This is a genomic window from Pseudomonas sp. JV241A (assembly GCF_900275665.1).
In the GTDB taxonomy this organism is placed as follows: Bacteria; Pseudomonadota; Gammaproteobacteria; order Pseudomonadales; family Pseudomonadaceae; genus Aquipseudomonas; species Aquipseudomonas wadenswilerensis.
In genome coordinates this window covers 117,535-135,796 of the sequence record NZ_OPYO01000037.1, presented here as the reverse complement: position 1 = coordinate 135,796, position 18,262 = coordinate 117,535, and the positions used below count along the sequence as shown (strand labels likewise).

Sequence of the window (18,262 nt, the reverse complement as noted above, 5' to 3'; positions counted from 1 at the left end):
GCGATGGGCTGCAAAGCAATCCCTGCTAGCGACAAGCCAGCAACCACTGACGAAACCCGGCCACCTGCGGCCGTTCCAGTGCCGTCGCCGGGTACACCAGGTAATACGCCAGCTCACTGGCGATGCCCTGTGCAAAGGGCGTCACCAGCATGCCTTCATCCAGCTCCCGCTGGACAAAGCCGCGGCGCACCAGCGCCACGCCAAGCCCCGCTTTGGCCGCTTCAATCGCGCCGTTGCTGTCTACGAACAAGGTACCGCCACTGGCCTCCACCTGTGGCGCCCCGGCTGCATCCAGCCACATCCGCCAGTCGTGGCGGTGCTCATCGTGCAGCAGGTGCACGCTGGCAAGGTCGCCGGGTTGGTGCAGGGCGTGGATGTTGCGCAAGTGCGGGCTGCACACCGGCACCAGATCGTCATCCAGCAAGCGTTCGGCGACCAGCCCGTCATAGCGGCCATAGCCATGACGCACTGCCAGGTCGATGCCGTCGCGGGCGAAATCCACCAGGCGCTTGCAGGCGCTGATGCGTACATCGACACCGCTCTGCTGCGCCTCGAAACCGCCTAGCCGTGGCAGCAGCCACTGTACGGCAAACCCGGGTGTGCAACTGAGCGTCAGTACCTGTTGTCTGGCGCGAGCAGTGAGGGCACTGGTGGCCTCACGAATCATGCGAAAGGCGCTGCGCAGGGGCGCGAAATAGTCCTCGCCCTCCGGGGTGAGGCTGAGGCTGCGCGGGCGGCGGACGAACAACTGCACGCCCAGGGCCGCTTCCAGTTCCTTGATCTGCAGGCTGACCGCACCGGGGGTGACGCACAACTCGCGGGCGGCAAGGGTGATACTGACATGCCGGGCGGCGGCTTCGAAGGCGCGCAAGGCGCTGAGTGAGGGTAGGGTCATGATGCTTTAGTTCACCTCAATCATCTGGCGAAAAATGCTCGTTTGTCGTGGTGCTGGTGCCCATGAATACTGGCATTGAAGGGCTCCAGAGGCTGCCAATTGACCTTAGCAGAGCTCAATCTCGATCGCCCGTTTGAGGAGTTAGCCACGATGAACAAAGTCATGAGCCTGAGGGAGTGGGGCCTGTTGATTGCCCTGTCGCTACTGTGGGGTGGTTCGTTCTTCTTCAATGGTATTGCCGTGAAGGAACTGCCGCCTTTCACCCTGGTGATGCTGCGCGTGGGGCTGGCGGCGCTGGTACTGCTTGCGCTGGTACGGCTGCTGGGGCTGTACATGCCGCGAGAGTGGCGGATCTGGCGGGCGTTTTTGGCCATGGGGCTGCTCAACAACCTGTTGCCATTCTGCCTGATCGTCTGGGGCCAGGCCCGCATCGGCAGCGGCCTGGCCTCGATCCTCAATGCCACCACGCCGCTGTTTGCGGTGATCGTTGCGCACCTGCTGACCGAGGACGAAAACATCAGCGTCAACAAGCTGGCCGGTGTTGCGCTGGGCTTTGTCGGAGTGGCAATCATGATTGGCTCGGCGGCTTGGTCCGGCCTGGACGGCAACCTGTGGGCACAACTGGCAGTGTTGGCGGCGGCCTTGTCATACGCCGTGGCCGGGGTTTACGGGCGGCGCTTCAAGGTCATGGGGGTGGCGCCGCTGATCACTGCCGCCGGACAGATCAGTGCGTCGGCCGTCTTGTTGGTGCCGCTGGCGTTGCTGATCGACCTACCCTGGAAGCTGGCCGCGCCAAGCCTGACAACCTGGGCGGCGGTGGCCGGTTTGGTGTTGCTTTCCACCGCGCTGGCCTATGTGGTGTTCTTTCGTATCCTGGCCACGGCCGGGGCGACCAACCTGATGCTGGTGACCTTCCTGATTCCGCTCAGTGCCATCGTGCTTGGCGTGCTGGTGCTGGGGGAGCGTCTGGAGACCAGGCACTTTATCGGTATGGGGCTGATTGCCCTGGGGTTGGCGGCGATCGATGGGCGCTTGCTGAAGTGGCGGCGGGTGGCGGCGGAGGATCCGGACAGTTTTATCGGCCGGGATATTTAGGTCGCAGTCAGCTTGCCGCGCTGCTGTGTCAGGCATCGCGCAACAGGTCATGGGCATCGAGCAGCCGGTAGGCAATCTCCGGTTGCTTCTCCAGCGCCCGCCGGATCGCCGCCGGAATATTCTGCCGGGTCTTGCGACACAAGCCCGGCAGGTCCTCGATTTGAATATTGATGCCACGCATGGTCCGCACTTCATTGAAGCTCGGGGTGATCTGCACGCGAATGCCCAACTGCTCATACAAGCGTCGTTGCATGTGCTCCAGCTCCGCCAGGCTCTGCAGGTTTTCCAGGCGTTCGAGCAGGCGCTTTTCTTCCTGGCGGGTCAGCAGCAGGATGCGCGGGTCCTGCAGCGTCTCGCGACCGCAATCGCAGGCGCCGGGCGGGCAGGGGGTGCGGGTGGGCAGGGTGGCGTTCATGCCTTGCAGCATAGCGAATCCGTTGCTCTCTGCCATGGGCTCGATGATGCGCTTTGTCGGTAGCGAATTTATCCGATACGCTCGCTGCGTTGAGGCCGCCGGACGTGTTTGAGCTGGCCAAATGTGTAGAGGAATGAATCGCCCATGCTGGGACTGCAACTACAACTGCAAAGCGTACTGACCGGCCGTGCCGTGCCCTTCACCCGCCCGGGTTCAGCCAGCGCCATCGCCAAGACCCCGCGCGACGGCGAGGTGGCCGTGACCGTGTTGGGCCTGGCCGGCGACGAGCAGGGCGACCTGCGGGTGCATGGCGGGATCGAAAAGGCCATCCACCACTATCCGCGTGAGCACTATGCCGTCTGGGCTGCGGAGTTGGGCGAGCATCCGCTGCTGCAAGCACCGGGTGCTTTCGGCGAAAACCTCAGCACTTTTGGCTGGACCGAACAGACCGTCTGCCTGGGCGACCGTTTTCGCGCTGGCAGCGCCCTGCTGGAAATCTCCCAGGGGCGCATGCCGTGCTGGAAGCTCAATGACCGCTTTGGCGTGAACGACATGTCGCTGCGGGTGCAGCAAAGCGGCCGCACCGGCTGGTACTACCGGGTGTTGGAGGAGGGCGTGCTGGCCGCCGGTATGAGCATCGCGCTGATCGAGCGGCCGCATCCGCAGTGGTCGGTGGCACGCTTGTCGTCAGTGCTCTTCGACAAGCAGGTCGACCTTGAGGTCATTCGCCAGTGCCTGGAACTGCCGTTGGCTGCCTCCTGGCGCCGGACGCTTTCGCGGCGTCTGGAAAAGGCCGAAGTCGAGGACTGGGCACCGCGGCTGCAAGGGCCGGGCGTCGAAATATCTTGAAATAAGCTCCTGTATCAAATTGCCAGCATCCTTGGAATCTTTTCCGCGGCGGCGGTCTTTAGAGTGTGCCGCCAGTCGGCACCTCTCGATTCCACAGGATCTGGAATACCCCATGAAGAAAGTCATGCAATCGTTGCTGGGCGCAGTCGTGCTCGGCCTGGGCACTGCTGTGTTTGCGGCAGGTGGTTATGTTGGCGCTGGCGTGAGCCTTGGCAGTGGCTACGAGCCGGATGGGCGCGGCGGCTTCAAGGGCACCGGCAGCAATGCCGGTGGCGATTACGAGATGCAGGCGGACGGCTCGCTCAAGGGCACCGGGCGCAACTGGGGCAGCGGTTACGAGCCTGACGGCAGGGGTGGCCTGAGCGGTACCGGGAGTAATCGCGGCAGCGGCTTCAGGGACGACGGCCAAGGCGGCTACGAAGGTACCGGCAGTAACTATGGTGAACACTACAAGCCAGATGACAGCACGCGCTATTCCGGCAGCCGCGAAGCATTCGGCGGTGGCTGGCAGGCCGACGGCAGGGGCGGTTACGAGGGCACCGGGTTGTATACCGGACGCGGTTACAAGCCGGATGGCAACGGCGGCTATGAAGGCACCGGCAGGAACAAAGGACGGGGCCTGGAGCCGGATGGCCGGGGTGGCTACATCGGTACCGGTGCCAATGAAGGCAGCGGCTGGCGCTCGGATGGCAAGGGCGGGTTCAAGGGGACTGGTGAGGCGAAGGGGGAGCGCTGGGGCTTGGGGAATTGATTTAGAACGCAAATATCTATTACGGATAAGGCGATCAGCGTGGTGCTCGGACGAAAAGTTTATCGGAAGGAATACATAAAGCTGATTGGCTTGCCCGGCGTAATTCAGGACGTGGTAGTTAACAGCCAAAAATCCAGTCTCTGACATTTTTTAGGTGATTAGGACCATTCCTTCGCCTGAGTCGGAATGGTCTTATGCAAGTAATTATTTTTCTTGGTCTAGCATTTGAATTGTTCAATACAGGTGCCGATCCAGAGAGGTCTTTGTACTTTAGTTGCGTATGAGGAGCTTAAGTTTAGCTGCTGGTTCAGCACGTTTTTTTAATGTGCAGGAGGCGGTATGTCTAATGACATTGTGCTCGTCGGTGCCGGGTGTATGGGGGCAGCCCTTTTACCTGGTCTCTTTAAAGGATTTCAGAAGTCGAGGATTCTGGTAGTTGATTCATCATCATCACAGCGCAAAAAAATTGCCGCTATGGGTGTGGATGTTTCCAGTTCTATAGGCGATGTTAGTGGAGGGGCGACAATTGTGTTGGCGCTACCTCCAGATCGCTTCGCGGAATTCGCTAGCAGTACTTCGGTGTTAAGCGGGCATCCAGGTTTGGTGATATCTGTCATGGCTGGGGTTCGTATCGCAACTATTGAGCATGCATTACAAGTCTGTAATGTGGTTCGAGCGATTCCTAATACACCTGCAGAGATTTTTAAAAGCATGACCGTATTCTGCGCTGCGGCATCAATTTCATTTTTTTGCCTGGAGCTTGCTGAGCGTGTGTTCTCACTTATAGGAGAGACTGTCCGGGTTGAGAACGAAGAGCTGATGGATCCAGCTACTGCTATATGCGGTGGAGGACCAGCCTATTTAAGTTACTTTGCTGAGTGCATGCGGTGCTTCGCTGTTGATCATGGTTTTAATGACGCTCAATCTGCCTTTATTGTAGGTCAAGTTTTTCGCGGGACAGGTTCGTTGTTGTCAGTGGGGGATAGGCGGCCTATGCAGCTGTGCCGAGAGGTTATGACCCCCGGTGGTACAACTGCCCGCGCCGTCGACGTATTGGAGCGCAATAATTTTAAAGGTGTTGTAGGCGATGCTTTGCTGAAGGCGACGACCCACTCGCAATCGTTAGGCTATAGGGTGGAGGAGGCTGAAAATGGAAGGTCTTATAGATAATGCCTGGATGGTTGAGCGCTTACTTCCGTTGCAGCAAACACCTCCCAAACAGTTCATTGGCGCGTCGCTTTCAGCTTACTTTGGCTTGGGGCATTGCGTGGAGTTAAAACGGAATCCCGGGGTGTTTGAAGTAAGTCCCGCAGGTCTGGCGTTGGGTGCCTACTTAGTAAAGTCGACAGGAAACGTGAAGTCAGGTCTGCGTTTTCTAGATGTGGGAACGGGTAGCGGAGTGCATGCATTGCTGGCACGACAATTAGGTTATGAGTATGTTCGTGCCACTGATATCTGTGAGCGCTCTGTTTTGCTGGCGCGGCAAAATGAGCGAAATAACTTTGTGGATGAATGTATTTCATTCGAGGTTGGTGATCTTTTTGAGGGGGTAAGTGATTTTTTGTTTGATCGAGTTGTTTTTAATCCCCCAGGGTGGCGCGCACCCTCTGATGAATTGATGTTGGGTTTGCATGGAGTCAACGCGCCGACTGCTATGCCTTTGCGCACTATGTTCTATGGGGATGAGGTTTTGTTGAGGTTTCTCCATCTGTTGCCAAGGGTTTTAGATAGGGGGGGTGTCGCTCTGGTGGGGTTGAACTCGTTAGTCGGTATAAGGGACGTGCTTCAGCGGTATAAACTAGAATGCAATGGTGTTCCGCCATTAAATTATAGGCTTGTAGAACGTCACGCCTTTCCGTTATTTCTCTATGATGCTGAGTGGTCCAGGTTTTCGGGACTGATATTGAATTGTTTTCAAAGTTTGCGACAACGTGGGTTGGCTGCATATTCAACGGATTCAGAAGGCAACATGTATTGGTCCTATGAAATTGTTGAGTTTTTCCATGCGCCTTAATGAGGTTTCCAAGAAGCGTTTTCCGAAGGTGCGCTCAAAGTTGTTGGCGGTTTTTGCAGGGCTTGGAGCAAACATTTGGCTAGGTGGTTCATCGTTGTATTGGAATGCGCAGGGGCAGATGGCGCCAGTGGTGTTGCTTGCTTATAGGATTTTTCTTTCATTGGCGTTGCTGCTGCTCGTGCTCATGGTTGTCGGGGGGTTGAAGGGGTTGTGCGGGAAGTTGAATAAGAGAAGCATAACTCTTCACGCTTCTGCTGCTCTGCTGTTGGTAGTAAATTGGGGTGTATTTATTTGGGCCTCTGTACAGGGATATGTGCTGGAGACAGGATTGGGTTACCTCATTGCTCCCTGCGTCACTGTGATGATAAGCGTTTGGGGGCTAAATGAAAGGTTAAGTCGTCAGCATGTTATGGTTTATCTTCTTGTTGGGGGTGGGGTAGCGTTTCTTGTTATGTGCTCAAAGGAACTGCAGCATGGCGTGTATCTGGCAATAGCAGCTAGTTGGGGTGGGTATGTTTGTTTGAAGAAGTTTTCTTCGCTTGATGTATTGAGTGGGAGTGCGTTGGAGGCTGGGGTTCTAGCATCGGGTTGCTTGTTAGTTGTCGCAATGGCGTTATGGCGTTTAGAGTTACCTAGCGCTGTGTTTGGTTTTCCTAAGGTATCTATTGTTTTTTCTGGTTTTGTTTCGGTCTTTCCATTGGTGCTATTGGCTTATGCAGTTAAGCATCTGTCTTTAACAGTGATGAGTGTATTTCAGTTTGTGCTGCCTATAACTCAGTTTATTTTGGCATCAGTCGTCTTTCAGCAGTCGTTAAGCATGGCGGTCGTGATTGTCGTGCTAGCCGTATGGGGCCTCATGATTTTTCCTCTGGTGCTCTCTGCAGCAAAAAAGTTATTTTAATATCGGAGGAGGGCGCGTAGTGGGAACCATCTACGATGTGGTTGTCGTTGGGCTGGGTGTGATGGGCGAAGCGACGCTTTGGGGGTTAGCAGAGCAAAATTTACGAGTATTAGGTATTGAAGCTCGCGCGCCAGGGCATTGCGAAGGCTCTTCACATGGCGCATCTCGTATTTTTCGCCGTGCTTACTGGGAGGGAGAGCAGTATATTTCCATGCTCAATCATGCTGACCAGCGATGGCGAAGTCTGCAGGAATTATCGGCAACGCCTTTGATTTATGAGACCGGGGGAGTTTTTATTGGTCCGAAAGGATCAGGCATGGTTGCAGGCAGTATTGATACGGCAAGGCGGGCATTGGTCGAACATACTGAATGGAGTGCCCGGCAAGTTAAAATCTCATTGCCCGTCTTTAGTGTTGATAGTAACTGTCATGCCGTATATGAGCCAGGTGCTTACGCTATTGCTGCTCAGGGGGCAAGGTCGAAAATGTTATTGGTGGCAACTCGTCAAGGGGCAGAGCTGTTGTATGGTGATGCAGTTGTGTGTATTAGCAAGCAGCACAAGGGGTTTAGGGTTTATACCCGTCGTGGGCGGTGTGTAACAACGAATTCTATTGTATTAACTGCAGGCCCGTGGCTATCTGACTGGGTTCCAGAATTGAAGGCGCGTCTTTTGCCCCGAAGGGTTCCTGTTTGTTGGTTCGAGCCGAGGAAAGGAATGGCTTCACATTTTAATAACTTGAATTTTCCGGTGTTTCTGTATGAGCTGAGTAATGGAGGGCTGCTGTATGGGTTGCCATCTATTAGTCATAAGGAGCCGGGTGTAAAAATTGGGTTTCATAATCGTCAGCAAACCTCTTGCATGCTAGGTGCCAATTCAGAGGAGGTGTCGCTATTGTTGGTAAAAGAAATTAGCGAGAGCGTGAGTGGAATACTTCCAGGTCTAGAGATGATGCCCGCAAAAGCTAAGGCGTGCATTTATACAATGAGTCAAGACGAGTCTTTCTGTATCGGTAGGGTGCAAGGATATGAGAATATGTTTGCGGCTTCTGCATGCTCAGGTCACGGATTTAAGTTTGCACCCGCGATTGGAGATGTACTTGCTAGTTTGGTAGTGGGCGAGACTCCACCTGTGGCGATTGATTCATTTGGTATTGACCGATTTTCGTCAAAGTAAACCAAACTGGTCCCAACGAATCACGAAGGAACCAGTTCAATCAACAATCAGGCAGCCGTACCCAGCTTCTTCACCGCCTGACCCTTGGCAGCCTGCTTGCGGCAGGCTTCACCAAAGGCCTGGAACATCTTCACCGAGTCCGGGTTTTTCGCCGCTTGCCATTCCGGGTGCCATTGCACCGCGAAGAGGAAAGGCGACAGGCTCGGGGCATGGATGGCTTCGACCAGGCCGTCTTCGGCGCGGGCCAGGGGTTCGATGCCTTCGCCGAGGTTTTTCAGGCCCTGGCCGTGCAGCGAGTTGACGCGGATTTCATCGCTCTGCAGCAGCTTGTGCAGCCAGCTGCCTTGCTCCAGTTTGACGCTGTGAACAGCGCTGTACTGCACGTCGACCGGATCGTCCGGGTTTTCCCGGTGGTCGTTGAAGCCTGGCTCGGCGTAGACCTTCTGGTAGATGTCACCACCCAGGGCCACGTTGATTTCCTGCATGCCACGGCAGATGCCGAAGATCGGCAGGCCACGGGCGATGGCCAGTTGCACCAGCGGCAGGTCGAACAGGTCGCGGTCACGGTCCTGGGCCTTGCCTGGGGTTTCATTCTCCTGGCCATAAAGGGCCGGGTCGATGTTGCTGCCGGCGCCGGTCAGGTAAACACCGTCAGCCATGTCCAGGTAGGCTTCGAGGTCGTCTGTGCCGCAGCAGGTCGGCACCAGCACAGGTACGCAACCGGCGTGTTCAACCAGCGGTACGATGTATTTGTGGGTCATTACCTGATAGTCGTGGCCTTTGCGCTCCTGGGAGCCCATGGTCATCAGCACGACGGGTTTGCGAGAGGTTTGATTCTTATTGCCAATGTTGCTGTTGGGCATATGTCACCTTGGGACAGGCGCAGCCTGTCATTATTGTGCAGGCGCGCCGCTGAAGCCTTTGCGCTGCCTGAGGTTTCGAGCACTGCCGGTACGCCAAGCAAGGGGCTGTATCCGGTCGAAACCTGTCATATAGCTTGCCAGAGCCGTTTAATATGTCAAACGACTTCAGATTGCACGGGCGAAGCTTGAGATTGCCTGAATGCAATTATTGGCTGCAGGCCCCGGTAACCGGTGTGGCGCCTGCTGCGGCCAGTTAATTATATTTAACAAGCGTCCGGTGTATGGCCGAAGCAGCGCCCGTGCAGCTTTGCTGCATCGCGCAGTTTCTCTTAAGCTGGCTGTCACCGATGACTACCAGCCTGAACCATGCCCACTCCAAGACCGTCCCTGACCCTGACCCTGTTGCAAGCCCGCGAAGCCGCCATGGCCTTCTTCCGCCCCTCGCTCAATGCCCATGGCCTGACCGAACAACAATGGCGGGTAATCCGCATCCTGCGCCAGCAAGGCGAACTGGAAAGCCATCAACTGGCCGAGCAGGCCTGCATCCTCAAGCCGAGCATGACCGGCGTGCTGGCGCGTCTGGAACGCGATGGCCTGGTGCGGCGCAAGAAGTCGACCCAGGACCAGCGCCGGGTGTTCGTAGGCCTGACCGAACAGGGCCAGCAATGCTTCGTCGACATGAGCGAAGACATGGAGCACAACTACCAGCGCATCCTCGAACAGTTCGGCGAAGACAAACTGCAAGCACTGCTGGGGCTGCTCAATAGCCTGAAGAACATCAAGCCCTGAGCGCCGTTTTGGCGCGCTGGCCGCTTGCTACCTATACTGTGCCCATCCGCAACAGCGTGCCGTCGTTGACCGGAGCCAGGCGCCTCTGTTCCCGTGGTCGTGACTTTCTGTAGTAGCCGGACGCGAGTCGTCAATTCATAACGCTACAAAGGGGTTGGATCATGGATATTGTCAGTCTGATCATTCAGATTGTTGCCGGTGTGGTGGGCGGCAACGCAGCCGGTATGAGCAAGCAGAGCATGGGCCCGTTACTCAACTCGATTTTCGGTGGGGTTGGCGGGGTGATCGTCGGGCAGATACTCGCGGCCTTGACCGGTGAACCCGGCGCTGCAGTGGCGGCGGGCGGTTCACTCGATCTGCCGGCGCTGATCAGCAGTATCGTCGGCGGCGGTGTCGGCGGCGCGGTGCTGACCTTCATTGCCGGTTTTATAAAGTCGAAAATGCATACCCAGTAAGCGGTGACGGGGCTGCCCCTGCTTGCAGGGGCACGCCTTGGCTCAGAAGTATTTGAGCCAGCCGATATCCCGGCGCCGGGCCTTGAGCCTGGCGAACCAGCAAACCGGCGGATAGAGCGCAATGCTCAAGACAATTGCCGTCAGCCATATCGCCCAGACCCCGTCGAAACCAAAGTAACTGTCCTGGTTCAGGCCAAAGCAGGCGACGGCGATCAGGTACAGCAACTTCAGTACGTACAGGTGCAGCAGGTAGAAGAACATCGGTGCTGCGCCGAACACGCTCAGCACCTGTATCGCGCGGTTGCTTTGCAGGTGCTCGAACCTGCGCAGCAGCAACACGCCGACGCCCAGGGTCAGGGCCAGGAACAGTAGCGACGGCGGGTATTTGGTGATGTTGAAGACGCTCATCAGGGTGCGCAGCGTGGTTTCACCGACCTGCCACTGCGCTTCGCCGTAACCGTTTAGCAGGCGCAGCAGCACAAAGCCGACGAGGGCGCCCAGGCCGGTGACTAGCAATTTGCGCTGACGTGCCAGCGCGTCCGCACCCCCGGCAAACCAGGGGCCCATGGCATAGCCCAAGGCAATTACGCCGATCCACGGCAGCAGTGGGTACGAGGTGCGCAGGCGCAAGCTGTCCGACACTTCGATCCAGCCGCGGTCATGCAAGATCGCCCAAGGGATGTGCATCGCCGAACCTGCAGCGAAGTGCAGCGGATCGAGCAGGTTGTGCCCGGCGACGATCAGCGCGCCGAGCACCAGCACCAGCGATCGCGGCAGCCACACCAGGCCGGCCAGGGCGATCATGCTCAGGCCGATGGCCCAGATCACCTGCAGGTAGATCACCTTGGGTGGCAGCTCCAGGGTCCAGGCCAGGCTGACCAGGGTAAATTCCAGTAGCACCAGCACCAGTCCGCGCTTGAACAGGAAGGCCGAGAGCGTGGCCTTGCCCTGGTGCTTTTCACCATACAGATAAGCCGACAGGCCGGTGAGCAGGACGAACACCGGGGCGCACAGGTGGGCGAGGGTGCGGCTGAGGAACAGCCAGGGGTCGGTGTTGGCGACGTCCATCGGGTCGCTGACCTGACGGTGCAGGAAGAAGGTTTCGCGCACGTGGTCGAGCAGCATGAAGACAATGACCAGGCCGCGCAGGGCGTCGATGCAGAGCAGGCGTTGGTTGGCGGGTGGGGCGGTTGGCATGGGTGAGGTCGCTGGCGTGGAATTGCTAAGTTATGCGTTATAACATAACTAATATGCCAGGCAATGAACAAGGGCTGCTGCGCAGCCCATCGCCGGCAAGGCCGGCTCCCACAGGATTGGCGCTGGCCTTGAGAGCTGCGCAGAACTTGTGGGAGCTGGCTTTGCCGGCGATGCAAGGCGAAGCCTTGCCCAAAGGCCTCAGTGCAGTATCTGCGCCAGAAACCCTTTGGCCCGCGCACTCTGCGGGTTGTTGAAGAACGCCTCGGGGCTGGCGTCTTCAATGATCTGCCCACCATCGAGAAACAGCACCCGTTCCGCCACCTGGCGGGCAAAGCCCATTTCATGGGTGACGCAGAGCATGGTCATGCCGGTATCGGCCAGTTTCACCAGCACATCCAGCACTTCGGCGACCATCTCCGGGTCCAGCGCCGAGGTCGGCTCGTCGAACAGCATGATCTTCGGTTTCATGCACAGCGCCCGGGCTATCGCCACCCGTTGCTGCTGGCCGCCGGACAGCTGGCTGGGGTATTTGCCGGCCTGGCTTTCGATCCCCACCTTGTTCAGGTAGAAACGCGCTCGATCTTCGGCTTCCTTGCGCGACAGGCCGCGTACGCTCATGGGGGCCAGGGTGCAGTTGTCGAGCACGCTCATGTGCGGGAACAGGTTGAAGTGCTGGAACACCATGCCGATTTCGCTGCGCACGTCGGCAGCCTGGCGAGTGGTCAGGGCAAGGTCGGTGTCGTTGACACGGATGTTGCCCTGTTCGGCAATTTCCAGGCGGTTGATGCAGCGGATCAGTGTCGATTTACCCGACCCGGAAGGCCCGCACAGGACGATGCGTTCGCCTTCACGCACGTTGAGGTTGATGTCGCGCAGCACATGGAAGGCGCCGTAGTGCTTGTTCAGGCCCTCAATGGTCACCACGATCTTGCGTGGATCAACCTGAGGGGCAGGGGAAGGGCTAGCAAGGCTCAGTGAAGCGGTCATGTTGTTATTCTCCCGCGGTCAGTTGAAGCGGTCCGCGCGGTACGGCGCAGGATCGGTGAATGGTGTTTCGCCGGTCATCATTTCTGCCAGCAGGCGGCCGGTCACCGGGCCCAGGGTCAGGCCGTGGTGGGCATGGCCGAAGTTGAACCACAGGCCTTTGTGGCGAGCGGCCGGGCCGATCACCGGGCGCATGTCCGGCAGGCACGGGCGGCGGCCCAGCCAGGGCTCGGCATCGACCCGCTCACCCAGCGGGAAGACCTTGCGCGCCAAGGCTTCGCAGCGCTGCAGCTGGATCTGGTTGGCAGCATCGGTGCTGGCGGCGAACTCGATGCCGGTGGTCAGGCGGATGCCCATGGCCATCGGCGCCAGGACATAACCGCCCTGGGCATCGCAGATCGAATGCTTGAGTTCGGCGCCGTCACGCGCCCGGTAGTGCATGTGATAACCGCGCTTGATCTCCAGCGGAATGCGATAACCCAGCGGCTTGAACAGCTCGGCCGACTGTGGCCCGAGGGCGACCACCACCTCGGGTGCGGTGATTGGCCCCTGGCGGCTGTCGACCTGCCACTCGCTGCCGATCTGGCGCAGGGTGCGGGCGTCGCCGTGGATGAACTGGCCGCCACGCTGCACGAACAGCGCCGCATAGCCGCGGGTCAGGCCGCCGGGGTTGCTGACGGTCTTGGGGTCGAGCCAGTGGATGCCGCCGACCGCATTGTCGCTCAGGTCGACCTCGCGCTCGTGCAGTTGCTGGCGGTCGAGGATTTCGTATTTCAAACCATATGACTTCAGCGCGTGGGCACCGGCCACGGCGTTGTTGTAGGCGTCCTCATTGCGGTACACCTCGATCCAGCCGTTGGCCTTGACCAGTTCGCCGAGGCCCGCCGCGTCGATCAGCGCGTCGTGTTCTTCGACGCAACGCTGCACCAGTGGCAGCATGGCCTGCGTGGCCACGGCCAGGCCCGCTGGCGAGGAGTTTTTCCAGTACTTGAACAGCCACGGGCCGATCTTCGGCAAGTGGGTGAAACTGTAGCGCACGTCGGGCTGGCGGTTCAGGCCATAGCGCAGCAGGCTCGACAGATCATGGGGGAAGGCATAGGGGATGACGCTGGAGCGCTCGATCAGCCCGGCGTTGCCGTGGCTGGTGCCGCTGCCGGGCTCTTCGCGGTCGATGAGGATCACCTTGCGCCCGCGTGCCTGCAGATGAAGGGCCGTGGAGACACCGACGATGCCGGCGCCCAGAACAATGGTTTGGCAATGCATTGGAACGTTCCTCACAAGCAGGCGGTCAGCGCAGGTGGCGGCCCAGGCGGGCTTCTATGTGTTTGAGGCTGCGGCGCACGATCTCGACGATCAGCAGGTAGAGCACGGCGGCCCACAGGTAGATCTGGAAGTCGAAACTGCGCGAGAACGCCAGCTTGGTCACCCCCATCAGGTCGTAGATGGTCACCAGCGAGGCGATGGCGCTGGCCTTGATCATCAGGATCAGTTCGTTGCCCAGCGGGCCGATGGCGACGATCAGTGATTGCGGCAGGATCACCTTGAAGAACGTGGTCGAGCGCTTCAGGCTGAGGGCCTTGGCTGCCTCGTACTGACCGGGAGCGACCGCCATCAGGCTGCCGCGGAAGATCTCGGCCTGGTAAGCGGCGGTGTTGAGGGTGAAGGCCAGCACCGTGCAGTACCAGGCATCCCGGAAGAACCACCACAGACCGACGTCCTGCCAGAAGCCCTTGAGCGAGCCCAGGCCGTAGTACAGCAAGAACAGCTGGGCGAGCAGCGGCGAGCCGCGGAAGAAGTAGATGTAACCTGCGCTCAGGCGTTGCAGCACCAGGTTGTTCGACAGCCTGGCCAGGGCCAGCAGCATGCCAAGCAGGGCGCCGAGGGTGAAGGACAGTGCCACCAGCTTGCCGGTCACCAGCAGGCCGTCGATAAAGCGCGGGCCGTAGCGTTCCAGCAGGTCGGGGTCGAGCACCAGGGCCAGCAGTTGATCGAAGCTCATGTACGTGCCCCCCGCAGATGACGGCTGAAGTACTGCTCGATGAAATTGAACACCCGGCCCGACAACGCGGAGAACAGCAGATAACCCAGGCAGGCAACGCCGTAGAAGAACATCGGCTCCTTGGTCACGCTGACCGCAAGGTTGGTCTGGCGCATCAGGTCGACCAGGGAGATGGTCGACACCAGCGAAGTGTCCTTGAGCAGCGACAGCCAGTTGTTCGACAGGCCCGGCAGGGCGATGCGCACCAGCTGTGGAAAGACCACCTTGCGAAAGGTAGTGGCCTTGCTCAGGCCCAGCGCCGCCGAGGCTTCGTACTGGCCTTTGGCGACAGTCTTGAACGCCGCCAGCCAGATCTCGCTGGAGAACGCGGCAAACACCAGGCTGAAGGCGATCATCGCCGCCAGGAAGGTGTTGATCAGCACTTCACCTTCGTAGCCCATGGCGGCAAGAATTTTCTGCGCGGCAATCTGGCAGCCGTAATAGATGATCAGCAGGGTCAGAAGCTCCGGCAGGCCACGAAACACGGTGGAGAACACCGTGGCGGCAGCACGCGGGAAGCGCTTGGAGGAACGGGCGGCGAGCGCGACGCCCAGGCCCAGCGGCAAGCCGATGGGCAGGCAGGCCAGGGCCAGGGAAATGGTCACCAGGGCGCCGGCCAGCAGAGCCTGGCCCCAGCCGCCGCTGGCGAAGGAAAGCAGTGACAGTTGTTCGAGCATGCTCAAACCCTCTCGCAAGATAGACACACAGCCCCGTGGGAGCCGGCCTTGCCGGCGATGGCATCGACACGCAGTCAGTCAGTGCGCGGCGTCTGCATCGCTGGCAAGGCCAGCTCCCACAGGTCCCTCACAGGACGTGAGATTTACTGGTAGATATCGAAGTCGAAGTAACGACTGGCGATCTTCTGGTAGGTGCCGTTGGCGACGATTGCGTCCAGGGCCTTGTTCAGGCGTTCGCGCAACGCTTCATCTTCCTTGCGCACGGCAATCGAGGCGTCGGCCTTGGTGCCGTTGACGTCGCCAAGGATCTTGCAGCAGTCCTTGCCGGCCTTGCCCAGCCATTCGGTCAGCGGGAACTTGTCGGCAATCACCCCGTCCAGGCGCCCGGCGGCGAGGTCGGCGTTGGCTTCATCGAGGGTCGGGTAGAGTTTGACGTCGGCGCCGGCCTTGCCGTAGACGTCCTCGGCATAGATAGCCTGGGTCGAGGAGGATTGTGCGCCGACCGTGTAGCCTTTGAAGTCAGTCTGCGCGTCGGTGATTTCACTGTCCTTGGCCACGGCCACCGACAACGGGGTCTTGTAGTAGTGGTTGGTGAAGGCGATCTTCTTGCGCCGTTCTTCGGTATTGATCATCGACGCCACCACGGCGTCGTATTTCTTCGCCATCAAGGCCGGGATGATGCCTTCCCAGTCCTGGGCCACCAGGGTGCATTCGACCTTCATCTGCTCGCACAGGGCGTGGGTGATGTCGACGTCGAAGCCGTGCAGTTTGTTGTCTGAATCGACGTAGTTGAACGGAGGGTAAGCGCCTTCGGTGGCGATCTTCAGGGTTTCGGCCTGGGCCATGGTCGAGCCGGCGAGCAGCAGGGCGCAAGCCCCTGCGAAGCGGATAACGGGTTTCATGACACACCTCGATCTGTTGTTGTTTGCACTCTTGCTATTGTTTGCTCGTTGACGTGTAGCCAACGAATTCGTTGTGTAGAGCTGCAGTTGCTTCCAAGCGTTTTTCAACATCCGGTCCTAGCTTCTTGCAGACCTCGTTGACCATCAGGTGTACCCACGACAGCATCGTCGCGGTGGACTCCCAGAACAGATTGAATTCGGTGGGGATGCGAAACACCTCACTGGCGTTGGCATCGGCCCAGTCACAAAAAGTGTCGGTAACCAGGGTTACCGGAATGCCTGCCGCATGCGCCTTGCGACACAGGGTCAGGGCATGGCGGGAATAGCGGCGCGCCTCGAACACCACCAGGGCGCAATCGGCCGGAGCGCTGAGCAGTACCTCGCCAAAATGCCCGGCACTGCCATCGACCACCTGCACGCCATCGCGCAGGTATTGCAGCAGGTGGGCCATGCACTGGGCGATGCCGCGCTCGGTCTGAAAGCCGGCGACGAATACCTTGCGTCGCTGCGCCAGGCGCTGGCTGACGGTGTCCCACGCCGCGGTGCGGCTGTATTCGTAAACCCGCACCAGCGCGCCAACTTCCTGTTCAAGGCTGCGCGCAAGGCCGGCGGCGTCCTTGCCGTGCTGCTGGCGAAATTCTTGCAGACGATCACCGACCAGCCACGGGCCTTCACCCAGATCGTCCTTGAGGTCATGTTTGAGGGCCTTGAGGTGCTCGTAACCCAACGAGCGGCAGAAGCGCCCGACACTCGACTCGCTGACGCCGATTTTTGCCGCAAGGCTTGCGGAGGTTTCGAAGGGCAGGTCGGTGAGGTTGGCGAGCATGTGGCTGGCGATCTTGCGCCCGGACGCTGCTGCGTTGTGCAGGCTGCGTTCCAGGCGCTGTTTGATCGGTTGGCTCACAGGGCGATTCTCGAAGGCGGCGGCAGGTGAATCAGAAAATGAATGTTTTCTGTCATCAAGTCAATATTTGACAGTTTGCTGTCACTGGAGGAAAGTCTGGCCATTGCCCATCGCTGTCGCCCACTCCAAATCCAATAAGGGAGCTTCAGATGTCCGCACGTCCCGACACTGCTGTCGCGCAGATTGCTTTTGCCGACCTGCAGGCCTTGTTGCAGCGCATTTTCGTCCGTCATGGTTGCAGCGAAGCGGTGGCCCGGGTCCTGGCCTTCAACTGCGCCAGCGCCCAGCGCGATGGCGCGCACAGCCACGGTGTGTTCCGTATTCCCGGTTATGTCTCGACCCTGGCCAGCCATTGGGTCAATGGCCAGGCCGTACCCGAAGTCGAAGATGTTGCCAGCGGTTATGTGCGCGTCGACGCCAAGGGCGGTTTTGCCCAGCCGGCCCTGGCGGCAGCCCGCACGCTGCTGGTAGAGAAGGCTCGCAGTGCCGGGATTGCCGTGCTGGCGATCCACAACTCCCACCATTTCGCCGCCTTGTGGCCGGACGTCGAGCCCTTTGCCGATGAAGGCCTGGTGGCCCTGAGCGTGGTCAACAGCATGACTTGCATGGTGCCCCATGGTGCCCAGCAACCGTTGTTCGGCACCAACCCGATCGCCTTTGCCGCGCCGTGCGCCGGCAGCGACCCGATCGTCTTCGACATGGCCACCAGCGCCATGGCTCACGGCGATGTGCAGATCGCCGCGCGCAAGGGTGAACTGCTGCCTGAAGGCATGGGCGTCGACAACAAAGGCGAGCCGACCCGCGACCCGCAGGCGATTCTCGACGGCGGTGCGCTGCTGCCGTTTGGCGGGCACAAGGGCTCGGCGCTGTCGATGATGGTCGAACTGCTGGCGGCGGCGCTGACCGGCGGCAATTTCTCGTTCGAGTTCGACTGGTCGCAGCACCCGGGGGCGAAGACGCCCTGGACCGGGCAACTGATCATCGTCATCGACCCGGCCAGGTCGGTGGGCAACCGCTTTGCCGAACGCAGCCGTGACCTGGTGCGGCAGATGCAGGCGGTGGGCTTGCAGCGCCTGCCGGGCGAGCGCCGCTTCCGTGAGCGTGAGCAGTCGGCAAAGCAGGGCGTGACGCTGACAGTGGCGGAGCTTGAGCAGTTGCAGGGCTTGGCCCAGTAGTGAACTTGAGCACGCTATCGCTGGCACGCCAGCTCCCACAGGGTTTTTGCTGATCATTGTGGGAGCTGGCTTGCCAGCGATAGCTGTGCACACATGCACTGATCAGTTGCACCAGAGGTAATGTTCCTCGGCCTCAGGTACAGGTATCCTCGACACAGCTTTTAGTCCGAACTGTCCTGACCCA

Annotated in this window: 20 protein-coding genes; 10 read left to right on the top strand and 10 right to left on the bottom strand. The window is 59.3% G+C overall.

Annotated features, from left to right (window positions below):
• Positions 1-25 precede the first annotated feature (25 nt).
• Positions 26-895 carry a transcriptional regulator GcvA gene (gene gcvA, locus JV241A_RS25545; RefSeq protein WP_134065083.1) on the bottom strand — a complete coding sequence of 290 codons (870 nt, stop codon included), beginning with the start codon at positions 893-895 and terminating at the stop codon, positions 26-28.
• A gap of 150 nt (positions 896-1,045) precedes the next feature.
• On the opposite strand from gcvA, the gene JV241A_RS25540 reads away from it, so the two are divergent.
• Positions 1,046-1,990, top strand: a complete 945-nt coding sequence (locus tag JV241A_RS25540) for a DMT family transporter (protein WP_115086824.1) — start codon at positions 1,046-1,048, stop codon at positions 1,988-1,990.
• A gap of 28 nt (positions 1,991-2,018) precedes the next feature.
• Here the strand turns inward: JV241A_RS25540 and JV241A_RS25535 are convergent, their stop codons facing one another.
• Positions 2,019-2,405, bottom strand: coding sequence for a hypothetical protein (locus tag JV241A_RS25535; protein ID WP_177414930.1), 387 nt, complete (start codon positions 2,403-2,405; stop codon positions 2,019-2,021).
• A 144-nt stretch (positions 2,406-2,549) separates the two neighbouring features.
• On the opposite strand from JV241A_RS25535, the gene JV241A_RS25530 reads away from it, so the two are divergent.
• The 6 genes from JV241A_RS25530 (at position 2,550) to solA (ending at position 8,094) form a co-directional block, all read left to right on the top strand.
• Positions 2,550-3,254 (top strand): MOSC domain-containing protein, encoded by a 705-nt coding sequence (locus tag JV241A_RS25530; RefSeq protein WP_134065081.1) that lies wholly within the window; start codon positions 2,550-2,552, stop codon positions 3,252-3,254.
• Positions 3,255-3,366: 112 nt separating this feature from the next.
• Positions 3,367-4,005 carry a hypothetical protein gene (locus JV241A_RS25525; RefSeq protein ID WP_134065079.1) on the top strand — a complete coding sequence of 213 codons (639 nt, stop codon included), beginning with the start codon at positions 3,367-3,369 and terminating at the stop codon, positions 4,003-4,005.
• 339 nt (positions 4,006-4,344) lie between these two features.
• The gene (locus tag JV241A_RS25520; RefSeq protein ID WP_134065077.1) at positions 4,345-5,175 is read left to right on the top strand and encodes a pyrroline-5-carboxylate reductase; all 831 of its coding nucleotides are present in this window, start codon (positions 4,345-4,347) and stop codon (positions 5,173-5,175) included.
• The gene (locus JV241A_RS25515; RefSeq protein ID WP_134065075.1) at positions 5,156-6,019 is read left to right on the top strand and encodes a methyltransferase; all 864 of its coding nucleotides are present in this window, start codon (positions 5,156-5,158) and stop codon (positions 6,017-6,019) included. The genes JV241A_RS25520 and JV241A_RS25515 overlap by 20 nt, the downstream gene beginning before the upstream one ends.
• The gene (locus JV241A_RS25510; RefSeq protein WP_134065073.1) at positions 5,988-6,920 is read left to right on the top strand and encodes a rarD protein; all 933 of its coding nucleotides are present in this window, start codon (positions 5,988-5,990) and stop codon (positions 6,918-6,920) included. The genes JV241A_RS25515 and JV241A_RS25510 overlap by 32 nt, the downstream gene beginning before the upstream one ends.
• 19 nt (positions 6,921-6,939) lie before the next feature.
• On the top strand, positions 6,940-8,094 hold the full coding sequence (solA, locus tag JV241A_RS25505; protein ID WP_134065071.1) for an N-methyl-L-tryptophan oxidase: 1,155 nt from the start codon (positions 6,940-6,942) through the stop codon (positions 8,092-8,094).
• A gap of 47 nt (positions 8,095-8,141) precedes the next feature.
• Here the strand turns inward: solA and JV241A_RS25500 are convergent, their stop codons facing one another.
• Complete coding sequence (locus JV241A_RS25500) at positions 8,142-8,957, bottom strand: type 1 glutamine amidotransferase (protein WP_134065069.1); 816 nt, start codon at positions 8,955-8,957, stop codon at positions 8,142-8,144.
• A gap of 366 nt (positions 8,958-9,323) precedes the next feature.
• Between JV241A_RS25500 and hpaR the strand changes: the two genes are divergently transcribed.
• A complete protein-coding gene (gene hpaR, locus JV241A_RS25495) occupies positions 9,324-9,746 on the top strand; it encodes a homoprotocatechuate degradation operon regulator HpaR (protein WP_010222002.1) in 423 nt (140 codons plus the stop codon).
• A gap of 161 nt (positions 9,747-9,907) precedes the next feature.
• Entirely contained in the window at positions 9,908-10,201 is a 294-nt protein-coding gene (locus tag JV241A_RS25490; RefSeq protein ID WP_115086821.1) for a hypothetical protein, read from the top strand.
• Between the two features lie 42 nt (positions 10,202-10,243).
• Here the strand turns inward: JV241A_RS25490 and JV241A_RS25485 are convergent, their stop codons facing one another.
• The 7 genes from JV241A_RS25485 to JV241A_RS25455 form a co-directional block, all read right to left on the bottom strand.
• Positions 10,244-11,398, bottom strand: a complete 1,155-nt coding sequence (locus tag JV241A_RS25485; RefSeq protein ID WP_115086820.1) for a DUF1624 domain-containing protein — start codon at positions 11,396-11,398, stop codon at positions 10,244-10,246.
• 198 nt (positions 11,399-11,596) lie between these two features.
• Complete coding sequence (locus JV241A_RS25480) at positions 11,597-12,385, bottom strand: amino acid ABC transporter ATP-binding protein (RefSeq protein ID WP_115086819.1); 789 nt, start codon at positions 12,383-12,385, stop codon at positions 11,597-11,599.
• 18 nt (positions 12,386-12,403) lie between these two features.
• Positions 12,404-13,645, bottom strand: coding sequence for an FAD-binding oxidoreductase (locus JV241A_RS25475; protein WP_134065067.1), 1,242 nt, complete (start codon positions 13,643-13,645; stop codon positions 12,404-12,406).
• Positions 13,646-13,670: 25 nt separating this feature from the next.
• The gene (locus JV241A_RS25470; RefSeq protein WP_115086817.1) at positions 13,671-14,381 is read right to left on the bottom strand and encodes an ABC transporter permease subunit; all 711 of its coding nucleotides are present in this window, start codon (positions 14,379-14,381) and stop codon (positions 13,671-13,673) included.
• On the bottom strand, positions 14,378-15,097 hold the full coding sequence (locus JV241A_RS25465) for an ABC transporter permease subunit (RefSeq protein WP_115086816.1): 720 nt from the start codon (positions 15,095-15,097) through the stop codon (positions 14,378-14,380). The genes JV241A_RS25470 and JV241A_RS25465 overlap by 4 nt, the downstream gene beginning before the upstream one ends.
• 143 nt (positions 15,098-15,240) lie before the next feature.
• Positions 15,241-15,999, bottom strand: a complete 759-nt coding sequence (locus JV241A_RS25460) for a transporter substrate-binding domain-containing protein (protein ID WP_010222010.1) — start codon at positions 15,997-15,999, stop codon at positions 15,241-15,243.
• A gap of 34 nt (positions 16,000-16,033) precedes the next feature.
• Positions 16,034-16,903, bottom strand: a complete 870-nt coding sequence (locus tag JV241A_RS25455) for a MurR/RpiR family transcriptional regulator (RefSeq protein WP_134065065.1) — start codon at positions 16,901-16,903, stop codon at positions 16,034-16,036.
• Positions 16,904-17,052: 149 nt separating this feature from the next.
• Between JV241A_RS25455 and JV241A_RS25450 the strand changes: the two genes are divergently transcribed.
• On the top strand, positions 17,053-18,078 hold the full coding sequence (locus JV241A_RS25450) for an Ldh family oxidoreductase (RefSeq protein ID WP_134065063.1): 1,026 nt from the start codon (positions 17,053-17,055) through the stop codon (positions 18,076-18,078).
• Positions 18,079-18,262 lie beyond the last annotated feature (184 nt).